Here is a 19,541-nt window from a genome sequence, read left to right on the forward strand (position 1 = left end):
ATAAGTTCTCTGTCATTCTGAGCGTAAGCGAAGAATCTCAGGTTTTAATACTAACGAATATAAGTAAAATATACAAATGAAAGTAACTATATGTCGCTTTCGGGAAAGGAGAAAATTATGGCATCAATATCAAACAGTATATATGGTACTACAATTAACAAAGGCTTCGGCGGTTTAATGTCCGGTCTGGACACAGACGAATTGGTTAAACAAATGACTGCAGCTACCAGAAACAAAATAAACAGACAATATCAATCCAAGCAAAAATTATTGTACAGGCAGGAAGCATACAGAGAAGTCAGCTCAAAATTGTTAGCTTTCAGCGATAAATATTTTTCATACTCAACAGGTTCAAAAACTAATATTTTGAGTGCGAGCTTTTTTGAGGCACACACCTTCAAGCCGTCTTCAAATTATGTTAATGTAACGGGAAACGCAGAGAATATTAAGAATTTTTCCATTGACAGCATAACGAGCGTTGCGTCCGCGGCAACATTGGTATCTTCGCATAGGGTTTCAAGCAATGTAATTGAGTCAGATTCAATAGGTGAATATATTTCGCCTTTAGCAGGTGAAACTTTCAGTGTAAGATATAATGATAAAACTTATAATTTAAAAATAGATGCAGATTTTGAGGGTGATACATTTGCAAAGGTTGTTAATCAGCTCAATAAGCAGCTTGCTAAAATTGATGATATACCGAGTGAACTTAAATTTTCTTTTGAAAGGAATCCTGAAAAAGGAAATCAAGCAAAGATTATGTTGACAGATGGTGCATATATTTCGTCAGCAAGCAAAGATTTTTTAGATGTATTAAATTTCAAGGTTGGAAGTGAAGAGGGAGGATCATCTACAGAATATATAGTGAGATCAGAGTTAACAAAATCAGCAGAATCGATTCTTTCAGATGCTAATTCTTATATAACATTCGACTATAACGGAGTAAAAAAGCAAATTAACCTTGACGGTGAAATAACAGATCCTTCAGAATTGGCTGCATACTTGCAAGATGAGCTCAATAAGTTGTATGGAGATAACAAGATAACTGTCGATGAAAACGATGGAAAGCTTACATTTACCGTAGAAGGCGAAACAAATTTGTTGAGTATAAACAGTATCAGTTCTGATTTAAGTCAGTTAACAGGCTTAAAAAGCGGTAACTCCAACAGGCTGAATATGAATGCAACCTTGGAAAACTCAGGAATTGCAGGTTTAACACAGGATGCAGACGGTAAATATTCAATAACAATCAATAATACAACGTTATCGTTCGAAAAAGATAAAACATTAAATGATGTAATAAAAGCAATCAACAGCAATGCGGATATGAAAATAAATATCAGCTATTCTTCTATCTCTGATTCATTTTCTATAAAGGCAGATGAAACCGGTTCACACATAGGTATTGACATAAAAGATGACGGAGCAGGAAGTTTATCAAGAGCATTGTTTGGCGAATCATCAAAATGGACTTCTACAGAAGGTACTGATACGGTTATTTCATATACATTAAATGGCAAAGAAATTAAAGATTTTACCCGAAGTACAGCTAACATTTCAATTGACGGAATAAACATTGAGTTAAATAAAAACGCGGAAGGTCTTAATGATATAACCTTTGACGTTACCAACAATGTTGACGAAGTTGTTGAGAAGGTAAAGAAATTTATTGATGATTACAATGAAATTATTACCTTAATAGGAACTAAGACAAAAGAAAAACCAAACAGCAAATATCCGCCGTTAACACCTGAGCAGCAGGATGAAATGACGGAAAAGGAAATTGAAAATTGGAACAAAGAAGCCCAAAAAGGTGTTTTGTTTGGGGACAGTAAAATGACGTCTGTTCTTTCTGATTTCAGAATGAGCATGATGGGTAAGACGGATGTTAGTGATTTTGTTCTGGCAAACATCGGTATATCTCCCGCATTTATGGATACAAGCGGAAAGCTAGTCTTGGATGAGGAGAAATTCAAAGAAGCGTTAATGGAAAACCCGGATGAAATAGCCGGTCTCTTTACGGGAACTAAAGAAGGTGGAACGCCGGGGCTGGCGGTACAGTTGAAAGAAGTACTGACGAAAAATATAGGAGCATTTGGTACATCCGGTATCCTTATTGAAGAAGCAGGATTAGACAGCGGTCGAACATCGGATCAGAACAATATTTCCGAGAAAATAAAGGATTATGACAAAAGAATGGAAGCACTGAAAAAGGCACTTGAAGTTGAAAGACAAAGATATTGGAATCAATTTACTGCATTGGAGAAGGCACTGAGTAATCTCAATGCTCAAAGCTCATGGTTAACGGATATGATGGGATAAGGATGTGAAATAAATGTTGAATCCATATGAACAATATAAAATAAATTCTATAAATACTATGACAAAGGGCGAATTGCTTATAATGATATTTGATGAATTGATTAAAAAGCTTAATCGCAGCATAGTATTAATAGAAAACAAGGATTTTGAACAATCAAAAATACAATTGGATAAAAGCAGAAAAATAATTAATCATCTGATAGTTACATTGGACGAGCAATATGAAATAACTCCGAATCTGACAGAATTATATATGTTTTTCAATAGAGAACTGATTAAGGCAGCCGGCTATAATGATCCTAAGTATATAAATGAAATAATGCCTATGATAAAAGATTTGCGAAACACATGGGCAGAGGCTGATAAAATAGCAAAGTTATCTAAGAGTTAACGGTGATATATGGAAAAGCTATTAAAAAATAAATTAGAAGCTGCTAAAGAGTTGAAAGAATTTACCGAAAAAATAGTAAGCCTATCATTAAAAACCGAATACGATAAAGTAAACTCTATGCTTGAACAGCGAAAGCTGTTTATTGAAAAAATAAATTCTATTAATGAAAAATTAAATGATTGCGGTACTGACGAAACAGATGAAGCTAAAGAAATAAAAAAAGAAATAAGAGAAGCTTTTAAGGAAATTTCAGACATGGACAATCAAATTCGAAAGAATATAAATGCAGAATTAAAGGATGTAAAAAAGAATTTAAATCAGCCTGATAAATCTGAGACAATAAATATTCAAGCATAACGAGCAGGCGTTGCCTGCTCGTTAATTTTACAACGATATAAATATTTATAAAATTTATCCGATATATAGTTAATAATCAATACAAATGGAGGAGAATAAATGGCAAAGAAAAGCTTGTCAACCAAAAGTATAACATTTAAAATAACGTTTTCAATTTTTGTAGTATGCTTTGTGGCGTTATTATTAACCGGATTAGTTATAGGAACTACAATCAATAATCGGTTTACGGAAACTAAAAAAACCGTACTGAATGAAACATCTGAAAGTATAGGAAATAAATCAGAAGCATTTTTTGAAAGATATATAGCGATAGTACAACAAATGGCACAGGATAAGAACTTGCAGAATTTCATGGTTAATGCAAAGGGGTGGAATACTCTGAAGCAAACAGAAGGTTTCATGATTGCTTCTAAGACTACCGAGGATACTCAGAAGTCAGATCCGGATGTAATTTTAACAGCGTATATAGCACAAACCGATTACTATCTTGCATCTCCGACTGTTTTTTCAACTTCAATGTATGATGTAACCTCAAAGGAATATTACAAAGCAGTTTCTGAGGACAGGGTATGTATTACGGAGCCATATATTGATGCAATCACAGGAGGAGTAGTCATAACCATATCCGCACCGGTCAGAGCTAACGGAAAGATTGTGGGTCTTGCTGCAGTTGATATAGCAATAGATAAGCTGACTGCAATGGTAAGTAATCATAAATTGGGTGAGACTGGATATTTTTCACTGTTAACAAAAGACAATACTATAGCAGCTCATAAAAATGAAGAATTAATTTTAAAGAATATAGATGAAATCGGCATAAGCAGTAATCTGATTCAGTCAATTAATAACAATGACAATAACGTTGTGGAATATGCTATCAACAATCAGAAGATATTGGGAAAAAGTGTGCAGATAGGCAATACCGGGTGGAAAGTTTTATCATCTCTCCCTAAAGACGAATTTATGTCTGACACAAGACAGCTTATACTTACTATAGTGTTTGTATTCTTAGCTGTATTAATTGCGTTGTTGGTTGTTCTAACCATAGCTATAAAGAGAATGACTAAACCGGTAAAAACTATAACCGATATTACCAATAAGTTAGCTCAGGGCGAATTGGATGTAACCATTGATGTAAAGAGTAAGGACGAGATAGGCGTTCTTGCAGAATCTATTGAGAGCTTAACCGTACGGTTAAAATCATATATTAATTATATAAATGAAAGTGTTAATGTGTTGAATGATTTAGCAGAAGGCGATTTAGTGATGGATTTGCAGTATGATTATGATGGTGAATTTGCTAAATTGAAACAAAGCTTACTCCATGTATCTGGAACCTTAATGGATACAATCGGAAAAATAAAGGATTCATCAGAATTTATCAGCATGAATGCTGCTAATGTTTCCAACGGAGCGCAGACACTTGCTCAAGGCACGACAGAACAAGCAAGCGCAATAGAGGAATTATCGGCTGAAGTAAATGAAATTTACCATACGATTGCAAATAATGCAGAGCATGCCGAAAATGCGGGAAGAAAAGCACTGGAAGCTTCGAAGGAAGTTGAACAAGGAAACATACACATGAGGGACATGCTTTCTGCAATGGACGAAATAAGCGAATCTTCAAATGAAATAGGCAAGATTATAAAAGTAATTGATGATATAGCTTTCCAGACAAATATTTTAGCTCTTAATGCAGCCGTTGAAGCAGCAAGAGCAGGCTCTGCAGGCAAGGGATTTGCGGTAGTTGCCGACGAAGTAAGAAATCTGGCAGGAAAATCTGCAGAAGCTGCGAAGCAAACAACAGCATTGATTGAAAATTCAATAAGCTCTATTTCAAAAGGAACCATGCTGGCGGATAAAGCAGGTAAATCTCTGTCAGGCATAGTTGAGATTACAAACAAAACTAATGAATTAATAAGTGAAATAGTAAATGCGTCGGCACAACAAACTGTTTCGGTAAATCAGATAAGAAGCGGTATTGAACAAATATCATCTGTAGTTCAACAAAATGCTGCAACGGCAGAGGCAAGTGCCGCAAACAGCGAAGAGCTTTCAGGACAATCACAGGTTTTAAACGATTTAATAAGCAAATTTAAATTTAATACTGAAGAAGTAGTTTAAAATCAGGGGCGAAAGCCCCTTAGGCTGCTGAAAAAGCCAACCTGCTTCGTTGCCGTTCATCCGGTCAATCCTCACGTATGTTTAATACGCTGCGGTTGCCCGGATTCCGGCGCCTTGCAGGATGAACTTTTTCAACAGCCTATGATTATTTATAAATAGTATAAATTTTTATTTAAATATGCCGATAGTAAATATATAATACTTTATTTGGAGGCAGTATGTTGAAAAAAAGGGGAGAAAAAGACAAGTCTATTAAAAAAAGCTCAGGTAAAAAAAGCATAAAGACTCAGATATTTATAAGCTATTTATCCTTGATAATTACTGTGGTTTTAATTTTGGGTGGGTTATCAGCATTCCAGAATTATAAAACTACATTTGATACATTGGAAAATACCATGGTAAATCTAGCCGAAGTGTCTTCGACTGTTATTGCCAGCAAGCTGGAGGTATATAAATCTGTAGCCGCAGACCTTGGTTTGAATCCGGTACTGTCAGATGTAAGAATAGGAAAAAATGAAAAAGAAAAAGTAGTTAAGCAAATGGTAAATATGTACGGACTGATAGATGCATATAATGTTTCTTCTGTTGGAACGGGAGAATCACCTGTAACCGGCGAAATATATCTGGTAAGCAATACTGATTATTTTCTTGCCGCTATGGGGGGAGAAATATTTGTATCTGAGCCGGCAATGAATACCAAATTAAACAAATATACATTTACGATAGCAGCTCCCGTATGGAAGGACGGTTTATACGGAACAGATGTAAACGGAGTGGCTGTAATAGTATTGGACGGACAGGTTTTATCAGACATAGCCTCATCAGTAAAAATTGGTGAAAAGGGCTATGGATTCATATTAAACAAAGAAGGCATGACCATTGGGCATCCTGACTACGAAAAGATACTGTCTGGAGAAAACATTATTGCCGCATACGAAGCAAACGGCAGCAATCAATCTATGGCGGTTACGGAAAAAAAATTATTAAACGGAGAAATTACTTTTGGAGAGTATAGTTTAAATAATCAGAAGCATCTGATATCCTATGCTCCTATTGAAGGAAGCAACGGATGGGGATTTTTTGTCAGTGCCCCTCAATCGGAATATTTAAGCTCAACATACATAAGCTTGGCTACTATTTTATTGATATCTATAGTATCAATTATTGCAGCATATTTTGCAGGGAGAAATATGGCAGTAAAGATAGCGAACCCAATAATTCTTTGTGCGGAAAGATTAAGAAAATTATCTGACGGTGATTTGCATACGGAAATTGAAAGAACAAACAGAGAAGACGAAATAGGATTCCTTCTTAAATCTATGAACAGGACCGTAAAGGGTATGAACAGAATTGTGAGTGATATGTCTTACCACATGGGTGCAATTGCAGAAGGAGATTTCTCAAAAAATATGGATATCGAGTACGGCGGAGATCTTAACGCCATAGCAATATCCATGAAAAAAATCAGTGAATTTTTAAACATCATGGTTAAACAGGTTAATGAAAGTGCCGAACAGGTTTCCGGCGGTGCAGAGCAGCTTGCGGGCAGTGCACAGGCCCTTTCTCAAGGAGCCACAGAGCAGGCGAGTTCGGTTGAAGAACTGTCAGCTACCTTAGGAGAAATATCAGATCAGATAAATGACAATGCATCCTTTGCAAATATGGCAAACGAGGCATCCATAGAGTCATCAAGGCAGGTCGTAACCGGAAATGAATATGTAAAAGAAATGAATGAAGCAATGCTGAATATAAACAATTCTTCAGCTGAAATAGCAAAAATAATTAAAGTTATAGACAGTATTGCATTCCAGACAAATATTCTTGCTTTAAATGCAGCGGTAGAAGCAGCAAGAGCAGGTGCAGCAGGCAAGGGATTTGCGGTTGTTGCCGATGAAGTAAGAAATCTTGCAATCAAAAGTGCAGAAGCAGCGAAAAATACAACGGAGCTTATTGAAAATTCTATTGAGGCCGTAAATACAGGAACTAAAATTTCCAGGGAAACTGAAAAAGCGCTGGATTTAGCTGTTGAAAAAGCAAATGAAACAGCAAGTATGATAGAAAAAATATCAATTGCATCATCACAGCAAGCCGATGCAGTAACGCAGATTTTGGCAGGAGTTGAACAAATATCGTCTATAGTTCAGACGAATTCAGCGACATCAGAGGAAAGCGCGGCAGCCAGTGAAGAATTAAGCAGTCAGGCCCAAGTATTAAGGGATATGATAGATGGTATAAAATTAAAAGACACTGTAAAATCAGAACAGTCGTTTGAGGTAACTAAAAAGGAGGAGCATATGGCACTATTATGGACAAAAAACTTAGAGGTTGGAGTTGAACTTATCGACTCGCAGCATAAAAATTGGTTTGATAAGGCAGGTCAGCTTTTTGAGGCCGGCAAAAGCGGAAAATCAAGAGAATATATAATTCAAATGTTTGATTTCCTGGATGAATATACAAAGACACATTTCAGAGATGAAGAAGAATATATGCAAAGCATCAATTATCCTGAATTTGATTCACAAAAGCAAATGCACGAAGGATTTATTAAAAAGCTGGCAGAATTAAGAAAACAATATGTAGACGCAGGAGCAAACATAAGCGTTATAATCAACGCAAACCAGTTCATACTAGACTGGCTGACAAAGCATATCTCCAACGCGGATAAAAAAATAGGCGAATACGCAAGGAAATTATAACATTGTCATCCTGAGGTTCTCGCTTCTGTCATCCTGAACGAAGTGAAGGATCTCAGGTTTTGTCATTGCTATGAATAAACGGTATATCGTATGCTTGTGTCATTCCTATGAATATACCGAATATCGTACTATTATGTCATTCTGAGCGTAGCGAAGAATCTCAGCTTTATTGTTCTGAATGATTGGGAGTCTCAACAAAATCAAAAGAGTTGGTTTTCAAAAACCAATTCTTTTTTTATCATATGTTAAGAAAGCGTAACATTGGAGATGTGAAAAAATTTACGATTAATCCGATATATATTATAGCATTTAACAATATGATAAAGGAAAGAAAACAGAGCGTGATAGCTGCTTGGAGGAGATACTGTGAGAATTGCGAATAATGTTTCTATGATTAATACTTATGGTAACATGAAAAAAGCAAATAATAGGCTGCAAAAGAACTGTGAAAAGCTTGCTTCGGGATATAGAATAAACCGTTCAGCTGATGATGCGGCCGGCCTCGCTATATCAGAAAAGATGAGGGCACAAATCAATGGACTATCTCAAGCTTCTGATAATATTTCCGATGGAATAAATTATGTCCAGGTTGCCGACGGGGCTCTTCAGGAGGTTCAGAATATATTTTTAAGGATAAGGGAGTTATCTGTACAGGCATCTAACGATACATATCAGGGTGGGGACAGGCAAGCCATAGAAGAAGAAATTAAGCAGCTTAAGCAGGAAGTTAGCCAGATATTTAATAAAACTGAATTTAACAATATAAAAATATGGGTTCAGGACACGAATGTCGTAGTAGGGCACGAAAAGATAGATGCTATTAGGGTAAATGTATCGAGTCCTAACTGTACACTTGACGAGAACAATAAACATTCTATACCTGTTAACAACGGTATATATTCACCCGACAATGATAAATATTTATTGAAAGCGGACGAAAACGGGATAGTTGTGAGTTGGAAGGCATACAACGGAAATGAATATGAATCAAACACCATATCATGGCCTGCAGATATAACAGGAAATCACAGCTTCAAGCTTTCAGACCATTTAGATTTAATAAGCAATCCCGAATTGAAAGGAATTGATTTTACCTACTCATACAATGTAAGTAAATATGCCGAACTCAAGGATGTAATTGCTTCAATAGACGGTGCAAAAATTCACAGCTATACAGGTAGCAGCTTCTATACAAAATTGTTTAGTCATGATGAAAAACCAATTAACGGTATTTCTTTTTCTGCTTCAATTAATTATCCTGCAATGCTGGCATCAGAAAAAGATTTTGAAAAATACGATACAGATTTTATCGAAAGCTCTGTAAATAAAATTAAAAATACAAATAATTTAATTCAGAACCCAACGGAATCTGATCCATCTTTGAAATGGCAGTTCGAATTTGAAATGCCAAATATAGGTACAGTTAAAGCTGAATCTACTTATACATACTACATATGTGATTGGAAAGATCCGGATAAGAAGTGGTGGTATGAAGATAAAGATATTAATGGAAATATAATAGGTAGACCTTCAATACCCCGTTATCCTGATACTGATGGAGCCAATTTAGATTCTGTGATAGATGCTCTCAATAATGATAGAGGTCTGAGTCTACTTAAGGATACCAACGGAACAGGCGGTTATATCCAAGTAAGCTTTAATTTAACTGCAGAATCAAGTTACAAGGTTAACACCGGAGATTCAACATCGTACAGTAATGTAGGAAGTATAACTATGAGTATTCGTGTTAGTGGTTCGGACACTGTGGAAACAATAAATGAAAAACTGGCAAATATAAAAGGACTTGATATATATGCAGGAAATGAAGCTACGAATGAATTATCATCTAAAAGCTATACTCGTGCAAATTGGTATGAAGAACCATGGGGTATTGGTCAGATAGACGGAGCTCCCATATACGAGAAAAAAGAGGAAATTAATTTAGAAATACAAGCCGGTGCAAATGAGGAAGAAACAATTTCCATAGATTATACTGCATTGACAAATACAAAGGTTGGAATAAATGATATTTCTGTTCTTACACGTGAGGATGCAAATAATGCTATTTCGTTAATAGATAAAGCTTCACAAATTATTTCCGAACAAAGAGGCATATTTGGTGCTCTTCAGAACAGAATGGAGCATGCAAAATCTAATGTTGACAATTCACATATAAATACTGTTGACTCGGAAAGTATAATAAGAGATACTAATATGGCTAAGGAGATGGCAGCATACGTTAAGGAACAAATTCTTATGCAAGCTAATCAAAGCATTATGCCGCAAATAAGAACCATGTCCGAATCGGTACTTGCGCTGTTAAAATAGGGTAAATATTTGAATAATGAACTTTGAATGAACTTTGAAACACTATTTAAATTGCAATTTATTTTATTTTTGTGATATAATATATAAAAGAATTTATTATTATCATAATAAATAATTATGGAAAGGAATGATACAATGAGTGTCAAATTCACAGTAGTTATTCAAAAAGAAGAAGACTGGTATGTTTCAAGATGTTTAGAAAATAATGTAGCATCTCAGGGCAAGACTATTGAAGAATCAATGGCTAATTTATCTGAGGCGATATCATTATATTACGAGGACAACGATGTTGAAAGCATATCGCTGCCTGTGTTTGTTACCACTATGGAGGTAGCGATATAATGGGTTCCAAATATCCTGTTTTAAAGCCAAATGAAGTAATTGATTGTTTAAAAAAATTTGGATTTGAATATAAAAGTCAAAAAGGAAGCCATGTAAAATATACTAACGGAAACAAAATAACAATAATACCTATGCACGATGAAGTTGCAAAAGGGACATTGAAGAGTATTCTTGAGCTTGCAGGAATATCATTGGAAGATTTTCTTGAAAAGTTAAAATAAAAAGAGCTGGTTTAAAACCAACTCTTTTATTCGTTCTCCCATTCATCAAAACGCTTCATAATTTCGTCATATGTTTGATTGCATATATCGGGAAGCCCTTCACCACCGTTAAATTCCAAACCTGCCGCTTCAAAGCCTTTCTTAACCGCATCTCTTAATAAAGAAATCTTTGATTTGTCTCCACCTGCCAATGATTTAGCCATATCCATAATTCTTGTAGCTACTGCATCTACAGAATATTCACCGCCTTCTGCGATTGCTTCGGCAGCTTTTTGCGAATCTTCAACGGTCACATTTAAATTCTTTCCAAACAATGTAAGATTGGATTTTTCGCCCTGCTTCGCAATCATTTTGCGGATCATTTCTTTAAAGTCATCTATCCTTTTTTCATTATCAGTAATTAGCTTGTTAATTTCTATGCTGTCATATTTTCTATTGTTTTTTACTGAATTAACTTCTTTTTTTATGTCTTTAGTCTTAGAATTATCTACAGTTTTATTATTAGGCGCTATCGATGGATTAACGGAATTGATTTCATTAATCATAATTACCACCTCCTTATACATATATATCGGCATATTTTGATATAAATAAACAATTTTTACTAAAATAAGTCAATATTAGCATAAATCAATTGCGGATATATTATTATAATGGTATAATTGCAATAAAAATAAGCATTTTTCAACATAAATACTCTTAATATTTGTATTTTTATGACGATAATAATAAAAGAACCTTATTGACAGAAAGATTAGCAAAATTATTAAGAAACAGAAAACTTTATAGAAAGAAGGCAATATATGAATATACATATAAAAGACAAGGTATTGGAGTGTAAGAATGATCCTGAATTTATAGAAGATATATTTAATGGCATTAATGAGTATTTGCATAAGGAAGATTTGCAATTTTCTCATCTTATTATTGATGGCGAAGAAATATACGATAATTTTGATGGTTACATTATTGAAAAGATTAAAGATATTAAGAAAATAGAAGTTATTGCCTTATCGCTTTCGGAAATAGTTGATGAATCACTTAAGTCAGCTGAACAATATTCGAAAAATGCAATTCCTATAATTAATAAATTAGCAGAAGAATTCTATCAAAAACCTGATGAAAATACATGGTCTCATCTTACAGATTTGTTTGAAGGAATTCAATGGATTATACAATCACTTACAGAAATAAACTCGATTGAAAGTTCTGATGAAATAATCGTAGATTATGAAGTATGGGATGAATATGTGCAAGAGATATCAAAATTTAATGATATAGTTTTTGAATTGGAAAATGCAGTTCTTAATAAAGATAATATATTAATAGGGGACGTGCTGCTATATGAAATAGTACCTATATTTGAGGTTATGGTTGAAAAATTAAATTCATTAATATCCGAGGTGGATATATGTTAACTGATAATATTGTATTTTTAAAAAACAATTATCCTAAATTGTATGAAGAATTAGAAAATGAAAGCACAAGAAATCAGCAAAGCAATATCTCTATAGAAAATACTAGGAATAACCAGAAAACCATTATAGTTAATAAAGAAGAAAAAATCTTCTATCTTCACAGCAAGTACGATCCTTTACGAGAAGCTGAATCAATTATAAATAAACTTGAAGAAAAAGAAAAGATTGACGAAAATTCACACGTGATTTTTTATGGAGTAGGTCTTGGTTATCACGTAGATGTATTTACAAAGAGACATCCTAATACATCATTTTCACTTTATGAACCATCAATTGAAGTGTTTCAAATTCTTTTAGATAATATAAACTTAAAAAAGTTAGCTGGTGGCAATCTGGAAATCATGCAATGTGAGTTTGAACCAGAGTATGGGAATGCTTTTCTTAATACTTTGCTTAATAAAATAAATAAAAAAATTATAATATCAACTTTACCAATTTATGAGAATGTATTCGAAGAGCAATACAATGTCTTTTTTAGTAAATTTAAGGAATTAATAATTGGTAAAAGAATTAATTTGCATACGAATTATGCTCATCAAAAAGATTGGATAACAAATAGCATGAGAAATATGGAAAAAGTATTATCCACTCCGAGCATTATATCGGAAAAGATGGGTACTTTTAAAAATAAAACAGCTATATTAGTTGCAGCAGGTCCATCCTTGAATGAAGAAATTGAAAACCTTAGATATATTAAGGATAATGGATTAGCATACATATTTAGTGTTGGGTCGGCTGTTAATACACTTATTTATAATAACATATATCCTCATGCAACATCTGCAATTGATCCAAGTGTTAAAAATCAAGTAGTTTTTGAAACGATAAAGGAAAAAAAGATAACTGAAATTCCTATAATTTTTGGATCATCAGCCGGATATAAGACATTAGAAGATTATCCGGGAAATAAATATCATATGATAACAAGTCAGGATGCAATAGCGTTATATTATATGAGAAATGATGATGGGAGTACAGTAAACATAGTTTCTGATGCTCCAACTGTGGCAGCGGCAACGCTTCAGTTGTTGTATATATTAGGATTTGAAAAAATAATATTGGTTGGGCAAAATTTGGGTTATTGCGATAAAAAGAGGTATTCTGAAGGAATAACGTATCACAAAGCTGAATTAACGGATGAGGAATTAAAAAAAGGCATTTGGGTACAAGATGTTTATGGAAATGAGATAATGACTACAAACGGATTTAATTCTATGAGAAATCAAATTGAAAGATATATTAAACAACTTCCTAATATAAACGTTATAAATACTACTAAAGGCGGAGCTAGAATCGAGGGTGCAGAGTTTATAGAATTAAGGGATATAATTGAAAGTGACCTAAGGCGAAAAATGGTAGATGAAGAGGGTCTTGATGAATTAGAAAAAAATAAAACACGTTATGATAAAGAATATATGGCATCACAGTCAAAAAATATGGATAAAGCATATGGGAGTGCTTTAAAGATAAACAAGGAATATCGAGCAATATTAAATAAAATTGAAAAGGTTATAAACAACAGAAACTATACTCAGGCTAAAAATTTATATGTAAAACTGGATAAAGAATTGAAAAAAATAGAGAACAATGATTTTTATAAAACATTCATACTTCCTATGAACAGAGTTCAATATAAGATACTGGCAGACAGTATAGAAAGCTTGAATGCAGAAAAAGATCCACAAGAACAAGGCAAGAGAATTATAAAAAGCTTCGGCAATTTTATAGATATATGTATCAATGATATAGAAATGATAAAACCAATTTATGATGATATGAAAGAAAGTATTAATGAATATGTTGAGAAAAATAGTGAGGAGGAGTAAAATATGATTTACAAAAAACCAAGATTAATAGCAGAGGCAGGATGTAACCATAAAGGAGAACTGGAAATAGCAAAAGAATTAATTAAAATAGCTTCAATATTCTGTAAAGCAGACGTAATAAAATTTCAAAAAAGAAACAACAAAGAATTATTGACAAAAGAGCAATACAATGCACCTCATCCAAATCCGGCAAATTCCTATGGAGATACTTATGGAGCTCATAGAGAGTTCTTGGAATTTGATGTTGAACAGCATAGACAATTAAAAGAATGGTGTGAAGAATTTGGAATTACATATAGTACATCAGTATGGGACCTTACATCTGCAAAAGAGATAGCATCGTTAAAACCGGAACTTATAAAAATTCCATCGGCATGTAACAATCATTACGAAATGTTGGAGTGGTTATGTGATAATTACGAGGGTGAAATACATCTATCCTTTGGAATGACAATGCATGAGGAAGAAGACAAAATTGTTAGGTTATTCGAAGATAAAGGGAGAAATAAGGATTTAGTCATCTATAGCTGTACATCAGGTTATCCTGTTCCGTACGAAGATATCGCACTGTTAGAAATAGTTCGATTAAAAGATAAGTTCGGAGCGCGGGTAAAAGAAGTTGGATTCTCAGGGCATCATTTAGGTGTTGCTGTAGATATAGCAGCTTATACTTTAGGAGCAACCACAATTGAAAGACATTATACACTTGACAGAACGTGGAAAGGAACAGACCATGCGGCTTCTCTTGAACCAAATGGAATCAGAAGATTAAAAAATGATTTGGTTGCAACAAACAAAGCATTAAGCTATAAAAAAGAAGAGATTTTAGATATCGAAAAGGTTCAACGAGAAAAGTTGAAATACAGGGAGAGATAATTTTGAAAAATTTTATTGGAAAAACAGTGGCATTTATTCCGGTAAGGGGTGGTAGTAAATCAATACCTTTAAAAAACATAAAATTGATTAACAATCGCCCGTTAATTTATTGGACTTTAGATGCAACCGTTAATTGTGATGAAATTGATTCAGTAGTAGTTTCAACAGATAGTAAAGAAATTAAAAGAACAGTTGAAAAGTATAGTTCAGACAAAGTTAAGGTAATAGATAGATCTGAAGAAGTATCTACAGATACGGCAACGACAGAATCAGTTATGATTGAATTTGCTCGAAATTATGATTTTGAAAACATTGTATTAGTACAAGCCACCTCACCGCTTTTAAAAAGCAAAGATATTACAAAAGGCATAAATAAATATTTTGAAAACGGAATTGATAGTGCACTATCAGTGGTCAGACAAAAAAGATTCATATGGGAAGAAAAATCAAGTTCTGCCGTTGCAATTAACTATATTCCCTCAAAACGTCCAAGAAGGCAAGAGTTTGACGGATTTTTAGTGGAAAACGGAGCTTTTTATATTACTTCAAAGAAAAATCTTTTATCCAGCCAATGTAGAATCTCAGGAAATATAACAGCAATAGAGATGTCTGAAGATACGTATTACGAAATAGACGAACCATCCGATTGGGCAATTGTAGAAGAATTATTAAAGAAAAATATAAGTAATAATACTTGTGATGCAGATATAGGAAGAATAAAATGCTTTCTTACAGATAGTGACGGAGTATTGACAGATGGTGGCATGTATTATTCAGAAAACGGAGATGAACTCAAGAAATTTAATACCAAAGATGGAATGGGTTTTAAATTACTTAAAGAAGCCGGAATTATAACCGGAATTATTACAGGTGAAAACATTGAATTAGTAAGGCGAAGAGCTGAGAAGATGAAAGTAGATGAGGTGCATTTAGGTGTCCATAATAAGATGGAGATACTAAATGATATCTGCTCAAAGTATAACTTGAAGTATGAAGAAATTGCTTATATTGGAGACGACATTAATGATTTAGATGTTATTCGAACTGTAGGGCTTGGATGTACAGTTTATGACGGTATGGATTGTGTAAAGGATGCAGCAAAAATAATAACTAAAGCTAAGGGCGGAGAAGGTGCTGTCAGAGAGATTGTCGAGATTATTTTAAATGTAAAAAAAAGGTGATAATATGGATTTAACCAATTATTTAATTAAACCATCGGAATCAATTTTGGATGCTTTAACTAAAATTGATAATAACAACAAAGGGTTTTTGATAGTTGTTGATGATGAGAAATACTTCTTAGGAACGATTACAGATGGTGACATAAGAAGAGGGTTCATTAAAGGTATGAATATAAATGAAAAAATAGAAAAAGTATATAATAAAGAATCAGAAAAGACATTTAGAAATGATGAATTCAATAAAATAGTTGATTTATTTAAGAAGTCAAAAATAAAATTTCTCCCGATCATAGATGAATGTGGCAGACTTTTCAATGTAATTACAAAAACAAATATGCATGTCTTGCTGTTAAAAGATATTCAATTTGATTTAGATTATGATTTTACTAAATTGGATGACTCTTTACTTGAGCATGAGATTTATAACAGACCGTGGGGTATTTACAAGACAACTTTTATTAATGAGTACTCTCAATCAAAAATTATAAAAGTTAATCCTAAAGGAATTTTAAGTTTACAAGAACATAAACGACGAGAAGAATATTGGGTGGTCATTAATGGAACAGGAGAAGTTACAATTGGTGAATCGGTTAAAAAAGTGGAATCCGGTAGTTTTATTTATATACCGAAAGGGTGTAAGCATAGGATTGTAAATTTATCTGAAATAAAATCTCTTATGATTGCAGAAGTGCAGCTTGGGGACTACTTTGGCGAAGATGATATTATAAGATATGAAGATGCTTATGGTAGAATTCAATAATGAAAGCTGATTGGGACATAATTAGCAAAAGGAGGTATTTACTTTGGAGAAGATTAAGGCATTGCATGTTGCAAGTTTCAACGGAAATATAGGGGATAATGCAAATCATAACGGATTCAGAAAAAGATTAATCGAGACATTAGGCAGAGAAATTGATTTTACTAATATTGAGATGAGAGAATTTTATAAATCATGGAATCTTAGAGATTTTAATAGTGACGATTTCATTGATTTATGCAATAATCATGACTTAGTAGTTATTGGTGGCGGAAATTTTTTTGAATTAAAATGGGATTATTCACATACAGGAACGACAATAAATATTAAGGAAGAAACACTTAACTTAATAAAAACGCCGATATTATTTCATGGAGTAGGTTGTGATATTGCCAAAGGTGCGAGCCAAAATTCAATAGAGAAATTCAGATTGTTTATGGAACGTATTACAGGTGATAAAAATATATTGGTTAGCGTCAGGAATGACGGCTCTTATGAGACAATACAGAAGTTATATGGTAATTTGTTCGATAATAAATTTTATAGAGTACCGGACGGAGCTTTTTTTATGGATTCTAAAAAATATGATTTTCCGGAGATTAAGAATGATTATAAGTCTATTGGTATAAATGTTGTTGCCGATATGAAAGAAATTCGATTTAACAGCGAAGTAAAGGGCTTCATTTCATACGAGAATTTTATTAATGGCTTTGCTGAAGAATTAAATGAATTATTAAAAAAACATGAAAACTATCAAATACTTTTATTCCCCCATATATATAGTGACTTGAGTGCTATTTATGACTTGTTGGAAAAAATAGAGGATAAATATAGAAGAACCCGTGTTGTTGTATCACCGTGCCTTACAGGAAAAGGGTCTGAAGAATATATTTTTGGCTTATATAAAGAATGTGATTTTATTATGGGGATGAGATTTCATAGCAATGTATGTGCCGTTGCACAAAATATTCCTACTATAGGTTTATGCAGCTATAAAAAAATACTTGATTTATACCGGGAAATTGATTTAAATGATAGAGTTATAGAAGTGAACAAGTATGGCTTTAAAAGCCTTTTAAGAGAAGAAATAGAAAATACAATAATTAATTTGGAAAAGATAAGGAATGATTACAAAAGAGTAAATTCAAATATATTTAAAGAAAGCATTGAATTTTATGATGCGGTTAAAAATTGGTACATAACTAATTAAAGTTGAAATAAAAAAAATTATAAAAAAAGCTAAACTAATTTAATATAATTACGATATATGTTTTGTAACAGTAAATTATTTTTAGCACCAAGGGCCCGGTGTTGAAAATAATTTACTCAAAAATAAAATTATAATAAAAGGGAAGGATCCCGATAAAATTACACGGAGGTAATTATGAGAATACAACACAATCTTAACGCAATGAATTCTTTAAGACAGCTTGGAATTAACAATAATAACACAGGTAAAAATTTAGAAAAACTTTCATCAGGCTTCAAAATCAACAGAGCAGGTGATGATGCTGCGGGTTTGGCTATATCAGAAAAAATGAGAGCTCAGATCAAAGGCTTGGAAATGGCTTCTAAAAATGCTCAAGATGGTATTTCATTAATTCAGACTGCAGAAGGCGGATTGAATGAAACTCATGCTATTCTTCAAAGAATGAGAGAATTGGCAGTTCAGGCAGCAAACGGAACAAACAAAGGTGAAGATCTTGACAGTATTGATGCAGAAGTGGACGCATTATTGACAGAAATAGACAGAATATCTGATTCAACTAAGTTCAATGGTATTGATTTGCTTAATGGTAATATGAGAACAACTGGAAGTGGTGGAAATGGTGTATTAACATTACAAATTGGTGCAAACACTGTTCTTAGTGGTACAGCTCATGCTGCCGATCAATATGAAAGAGTGTCATTGGCAATCAATGATATGGGTCAAACAGGGTTAGGATTAATTGGTACTGGTGGTACTGGTCTTATTGATTTATCATCACAAACTGGTGCTCAGGCTGCGTTAGTTACATTAGATGCTGCTATTAAAGCTGTTTCAGAACAAAGAGCTGGTCTTGGTGCTTTACAAAACAGATTAGAGCACACTGTTAACAACTTAGGAGTAACTTCAGAAAACTTAACAGCTGCTGAATCTCGTATAAGAGACGTTGATATGGCTAAAGAAATGATGCAGTACACTAAGAACAACATTCTTACTCAAGCTGCTCAGGCTATGCTTGCTCAGGCAAACATGCAGCCACAAGGTGTATTACAGTTATTACAGTAATTAAAAACTTAATAAGGGGTGAGAACCCCTTATTTTTATGTTTTTATTATTATGATATAAATTTTATGAATATAATGCCGATATTGTATAATGAGTGAATTGATGAGATTCCCAGTCTCATTCACCAATGACTTAGCTCTCTTTGGTCGCAAGCATTGGGAATTCGTTGCGAATGACCTACCTTCCATTTCTCAGAAAAAAGACTCTGATAAATGGGGTTAGGGCAAATTTCACTGACGTTCAGGATGACAGAGAAGAGCTGAGATCCTTCGCTCAGGATGACGGAGAAGAGATTCTTCGGGCAAGCTCTCAGAATGACAATAAAGGGATGATGGTTCGTATATTTGTGAATAAACTGATGGAGTACTGA

The 19,541-nt window shown here is 33.5% G+C and carries 17 protein-coding genes; 16 read left to right on the forward strand and 1 reads right to left on the reverse strand.

Features of this window, described 5'->3' with window-relative positions:
* The first annotated feature begins 117 nt into the window (after positions 1-117).
* The 8 genes from fliD (at position 118) to HZF24_RS00600 (ending at position 10,781) form a co-directional block, all read left to right on the forward strand.
* Complete coding sequence (gene fliD / locus HZF24_RS00565; RefSeq protein WP_179236314.1) at positions 118-2,322, forward strand: flagellar filament capping protein FliD; 2,205 nt, start codon at positions 118-120, stop codon at positions 2,320-2,322.
* A 13-nt stretch (positions 2,323-2,335) separates the two neighbouring features.
* Positions 2,336-2,713 carry a flagellar export chaperone FliS gene (gene fliS / locus HZF24_RS00570; RefSeq protein WP_179236315.1) on the forward strand — a complete coding sequence of 126 codons (378 nt, stop codon included), beginning with the start codon at positions 2,336-2,338 and terminating at the stop codon, positions 2,711-2,713.
* Between the two features lie 9 nt (positions 2,714-2,722).
* Positions 2,723-3,070, forward strand: a complete 348-nt coding sequence (locus HZF24_RS00575; RefSeq protein WP_179236316.1) for a flagellar protein FliT — start codon at positions 2,723-2,725, stop codon at positions 3,068-3,070.
* 99 nt (positions 3,071-3,169) lie between these two features.
* Positions 3,170-5,194, forward strand: a complete 2,025-nt coding sequence (locus HZF24_RS00580) for a methyl-accepting chemotaxis protein (protein WP_179236317.1) — start codon at positions 3,170-3,172, stop codon at positions 5,192-5,194.
* A 218-nt stretch (positions 5,195-5,412) separates the two neighbouring features.
* Positions 5,413-7,890: a bacteriohemerythrin gene (locus HZF24_RS00585; protein ID WP_179236318.1), complete on the forward strand. Its 2,478-nt coding sequence runs from the start codon at positions 5,413-5,415 to the stop codon at positions 7,888-7,890.
* Between the two features lie 366 nt (positions 7,891-8,256).
* Entirely contained in the window at positions 8,257-10,218 is a 1,962-nt protein-coding gene (locus HZF24_RS00590; RefSeq protein ID WP_179236319.1) for a flagellin, read from the forward strand.
* 135 nt (positions 10,219-10,353) lie between these two features.
* Positions 10,354-10,560 carry a type II toxin-antitoxin system HicB family antitoxin gene (locus HZF24_RS00595; protein WP_179236678.1) on the forward strand — a complete coding sequence of 69 codons (207 nt, stop codon included), beginning with the start codon at positions 10,354-10,356 and terminating at the stop codon, positions 10,558-10,560.
* Positions 10,560-10,781, forward strand: a complete 222-nt coding sequence (locus HZF24_RS00600) for a type II toxin-antitoxin system HicA family toxin (protein ID WP_179236320.1) — start codon at positions 10,560-10,562, stop codon at positions 10,779-10,781. The genes HZF24_RS00595 and HZF24_RS00600 overlap by 1 nt, the downstream gene beginning before the upstream one ends.
* Positions 10,782-10,807: 26 nt before the next feature.
* On the opposite strand, the gene HZF24_RS00605 is transcribed toward HZF24_RS00600, so the two are convergent.
* Complete coding sequence (locus HZF24_RS00605) at positions 10,808-11,326, reverse strand: hypothetical protein (protein ID WP_179236321.1); 519 nt, start codon at positions 11,324-11,326, stop codon at positions 10,808-10,810.
* 258 nt (positions 11,327-11,584) lie between these two features.
* Here HZF24_RS00605 and HZF24_RS00610 point away from each other — a divergent pair, with 258 nt between their 5' ends.
* The 8 genes from HZF24_RS00610 to HZF24_RS00645 all read left to right on the forward strand — a co-directional run bounded on the left by HZF24_RS00610 (position 11,585) and on the right by HZF24_RS00645 (position 19,541).
* Positions 11,585-12,199 carry a hypothetical protein gene (locus HZF24_RS00610; RefSeq protein WP_179236322.1) on the forward strand — a complete coding sequence of 205 codons (615 nt, stop codon included), beginning with the start codon at positions 11,585-11,587 and terminating at the stop codon, positions 12,197-12,199.
* Positions 12,193-14,085, forward strand: coding sequence for a motility associated factor glycosyltransferase family protein (locus HZF24_RS00615; protein ID WP_179236323.1), 1,893 nt, complete (start codon positions 12,193-12,195; stop codon positions 14,083-14,085). Before HZF24_RS00610 ends, HZF24_RS00615 begins: the two co-directional genes overlap by 7 nt.
* A 6-nt stretch (positions 14,086-14,091) precedes the next feature.
* Positions 14,092-14,961 (forward strand): N-acetylneuraminate synthase family protein, encoded by an 870-nt coding sequence (locus tag HZF24_RS00620; RefSeq protein WP_179236679.1) that lies wholly within the window; start codon positions 14,092-14,094, stop codon positions 14,959-14,961.
* Positions 14,961-16,142 (forward strand): cytidylyltransferase domain-containing protein, encoded by a 1,182-nt coding sequence (locus tag HZF24_RS00625; RefSeq protein ID WP_179236680.1) that lies wholly within the window; start codon positions 14,961-14,963, stop codon positions 16,140-16,142. The genes HZF24_RS00620 and HZF24_RS00625 overlap by 1 nt, the downstream gene beginning before the upstream one ends.
* 4 nt (positions 16,143-16,146) lie before the next feature.
* Entirely contained in the window at positions 16,147-16,902 is a 756-nt protein-coding gene (locus tag HZF24_RS00630; protein ID WP_179236324.1) for a cupin domain-containing protein, read from the forward strand.
* A 43-nt stretch (positions 16,903-16,945) separates the two neighbouring features.
* The gene (locus HZF24_RS00635) at positions 16,946-18,109 is read left to right on the forward strand and encodes a polysaccharide pyruvyl transferase family protein (RefSeq protein ID WP_179236325.1); all 1,164 of its coding nucleotides are present in this window, start codon (positions 16,946-16,948) and stop codon (positions 18,107-18,109) included.
* 174 nt (positions 18,110-18,283) lie between these two features.
* The gene (gene hag, locus HZF24_RS00640; RefSeq protein ID WP_179236326.1) at positions 18,284-19,171 is read left to right on the forward strand and encodes a flagellin Hag; all 888 of its coding nucleotides are present in this window, start codon (positions 18,284-18,286) and stop codon (positions 19,169-19,171) included.
* Between the two features lie 172 nt (positions 19,172-19,343).
* On the forward strand, positions 19,344-19,541 hold the full coding sequence (locus HZF24_RS00645; protein ID WP_179236327.1) for a hypothetical protein: 198 nt from the start codon (positions 19,344-19,346) through the stop codon (positions 19,539-19,541).

The organism is Sedimentibacter hydroxybenzoicus DSM 7310, assembly GCF_013403245.1.
Lineage (GTDB): Bacteria > Bacillota > Clostridia > Tissierellales > Sedimentibacteraceae > Sedimentibacter > Sedimentibacter hydroxybenzoicus.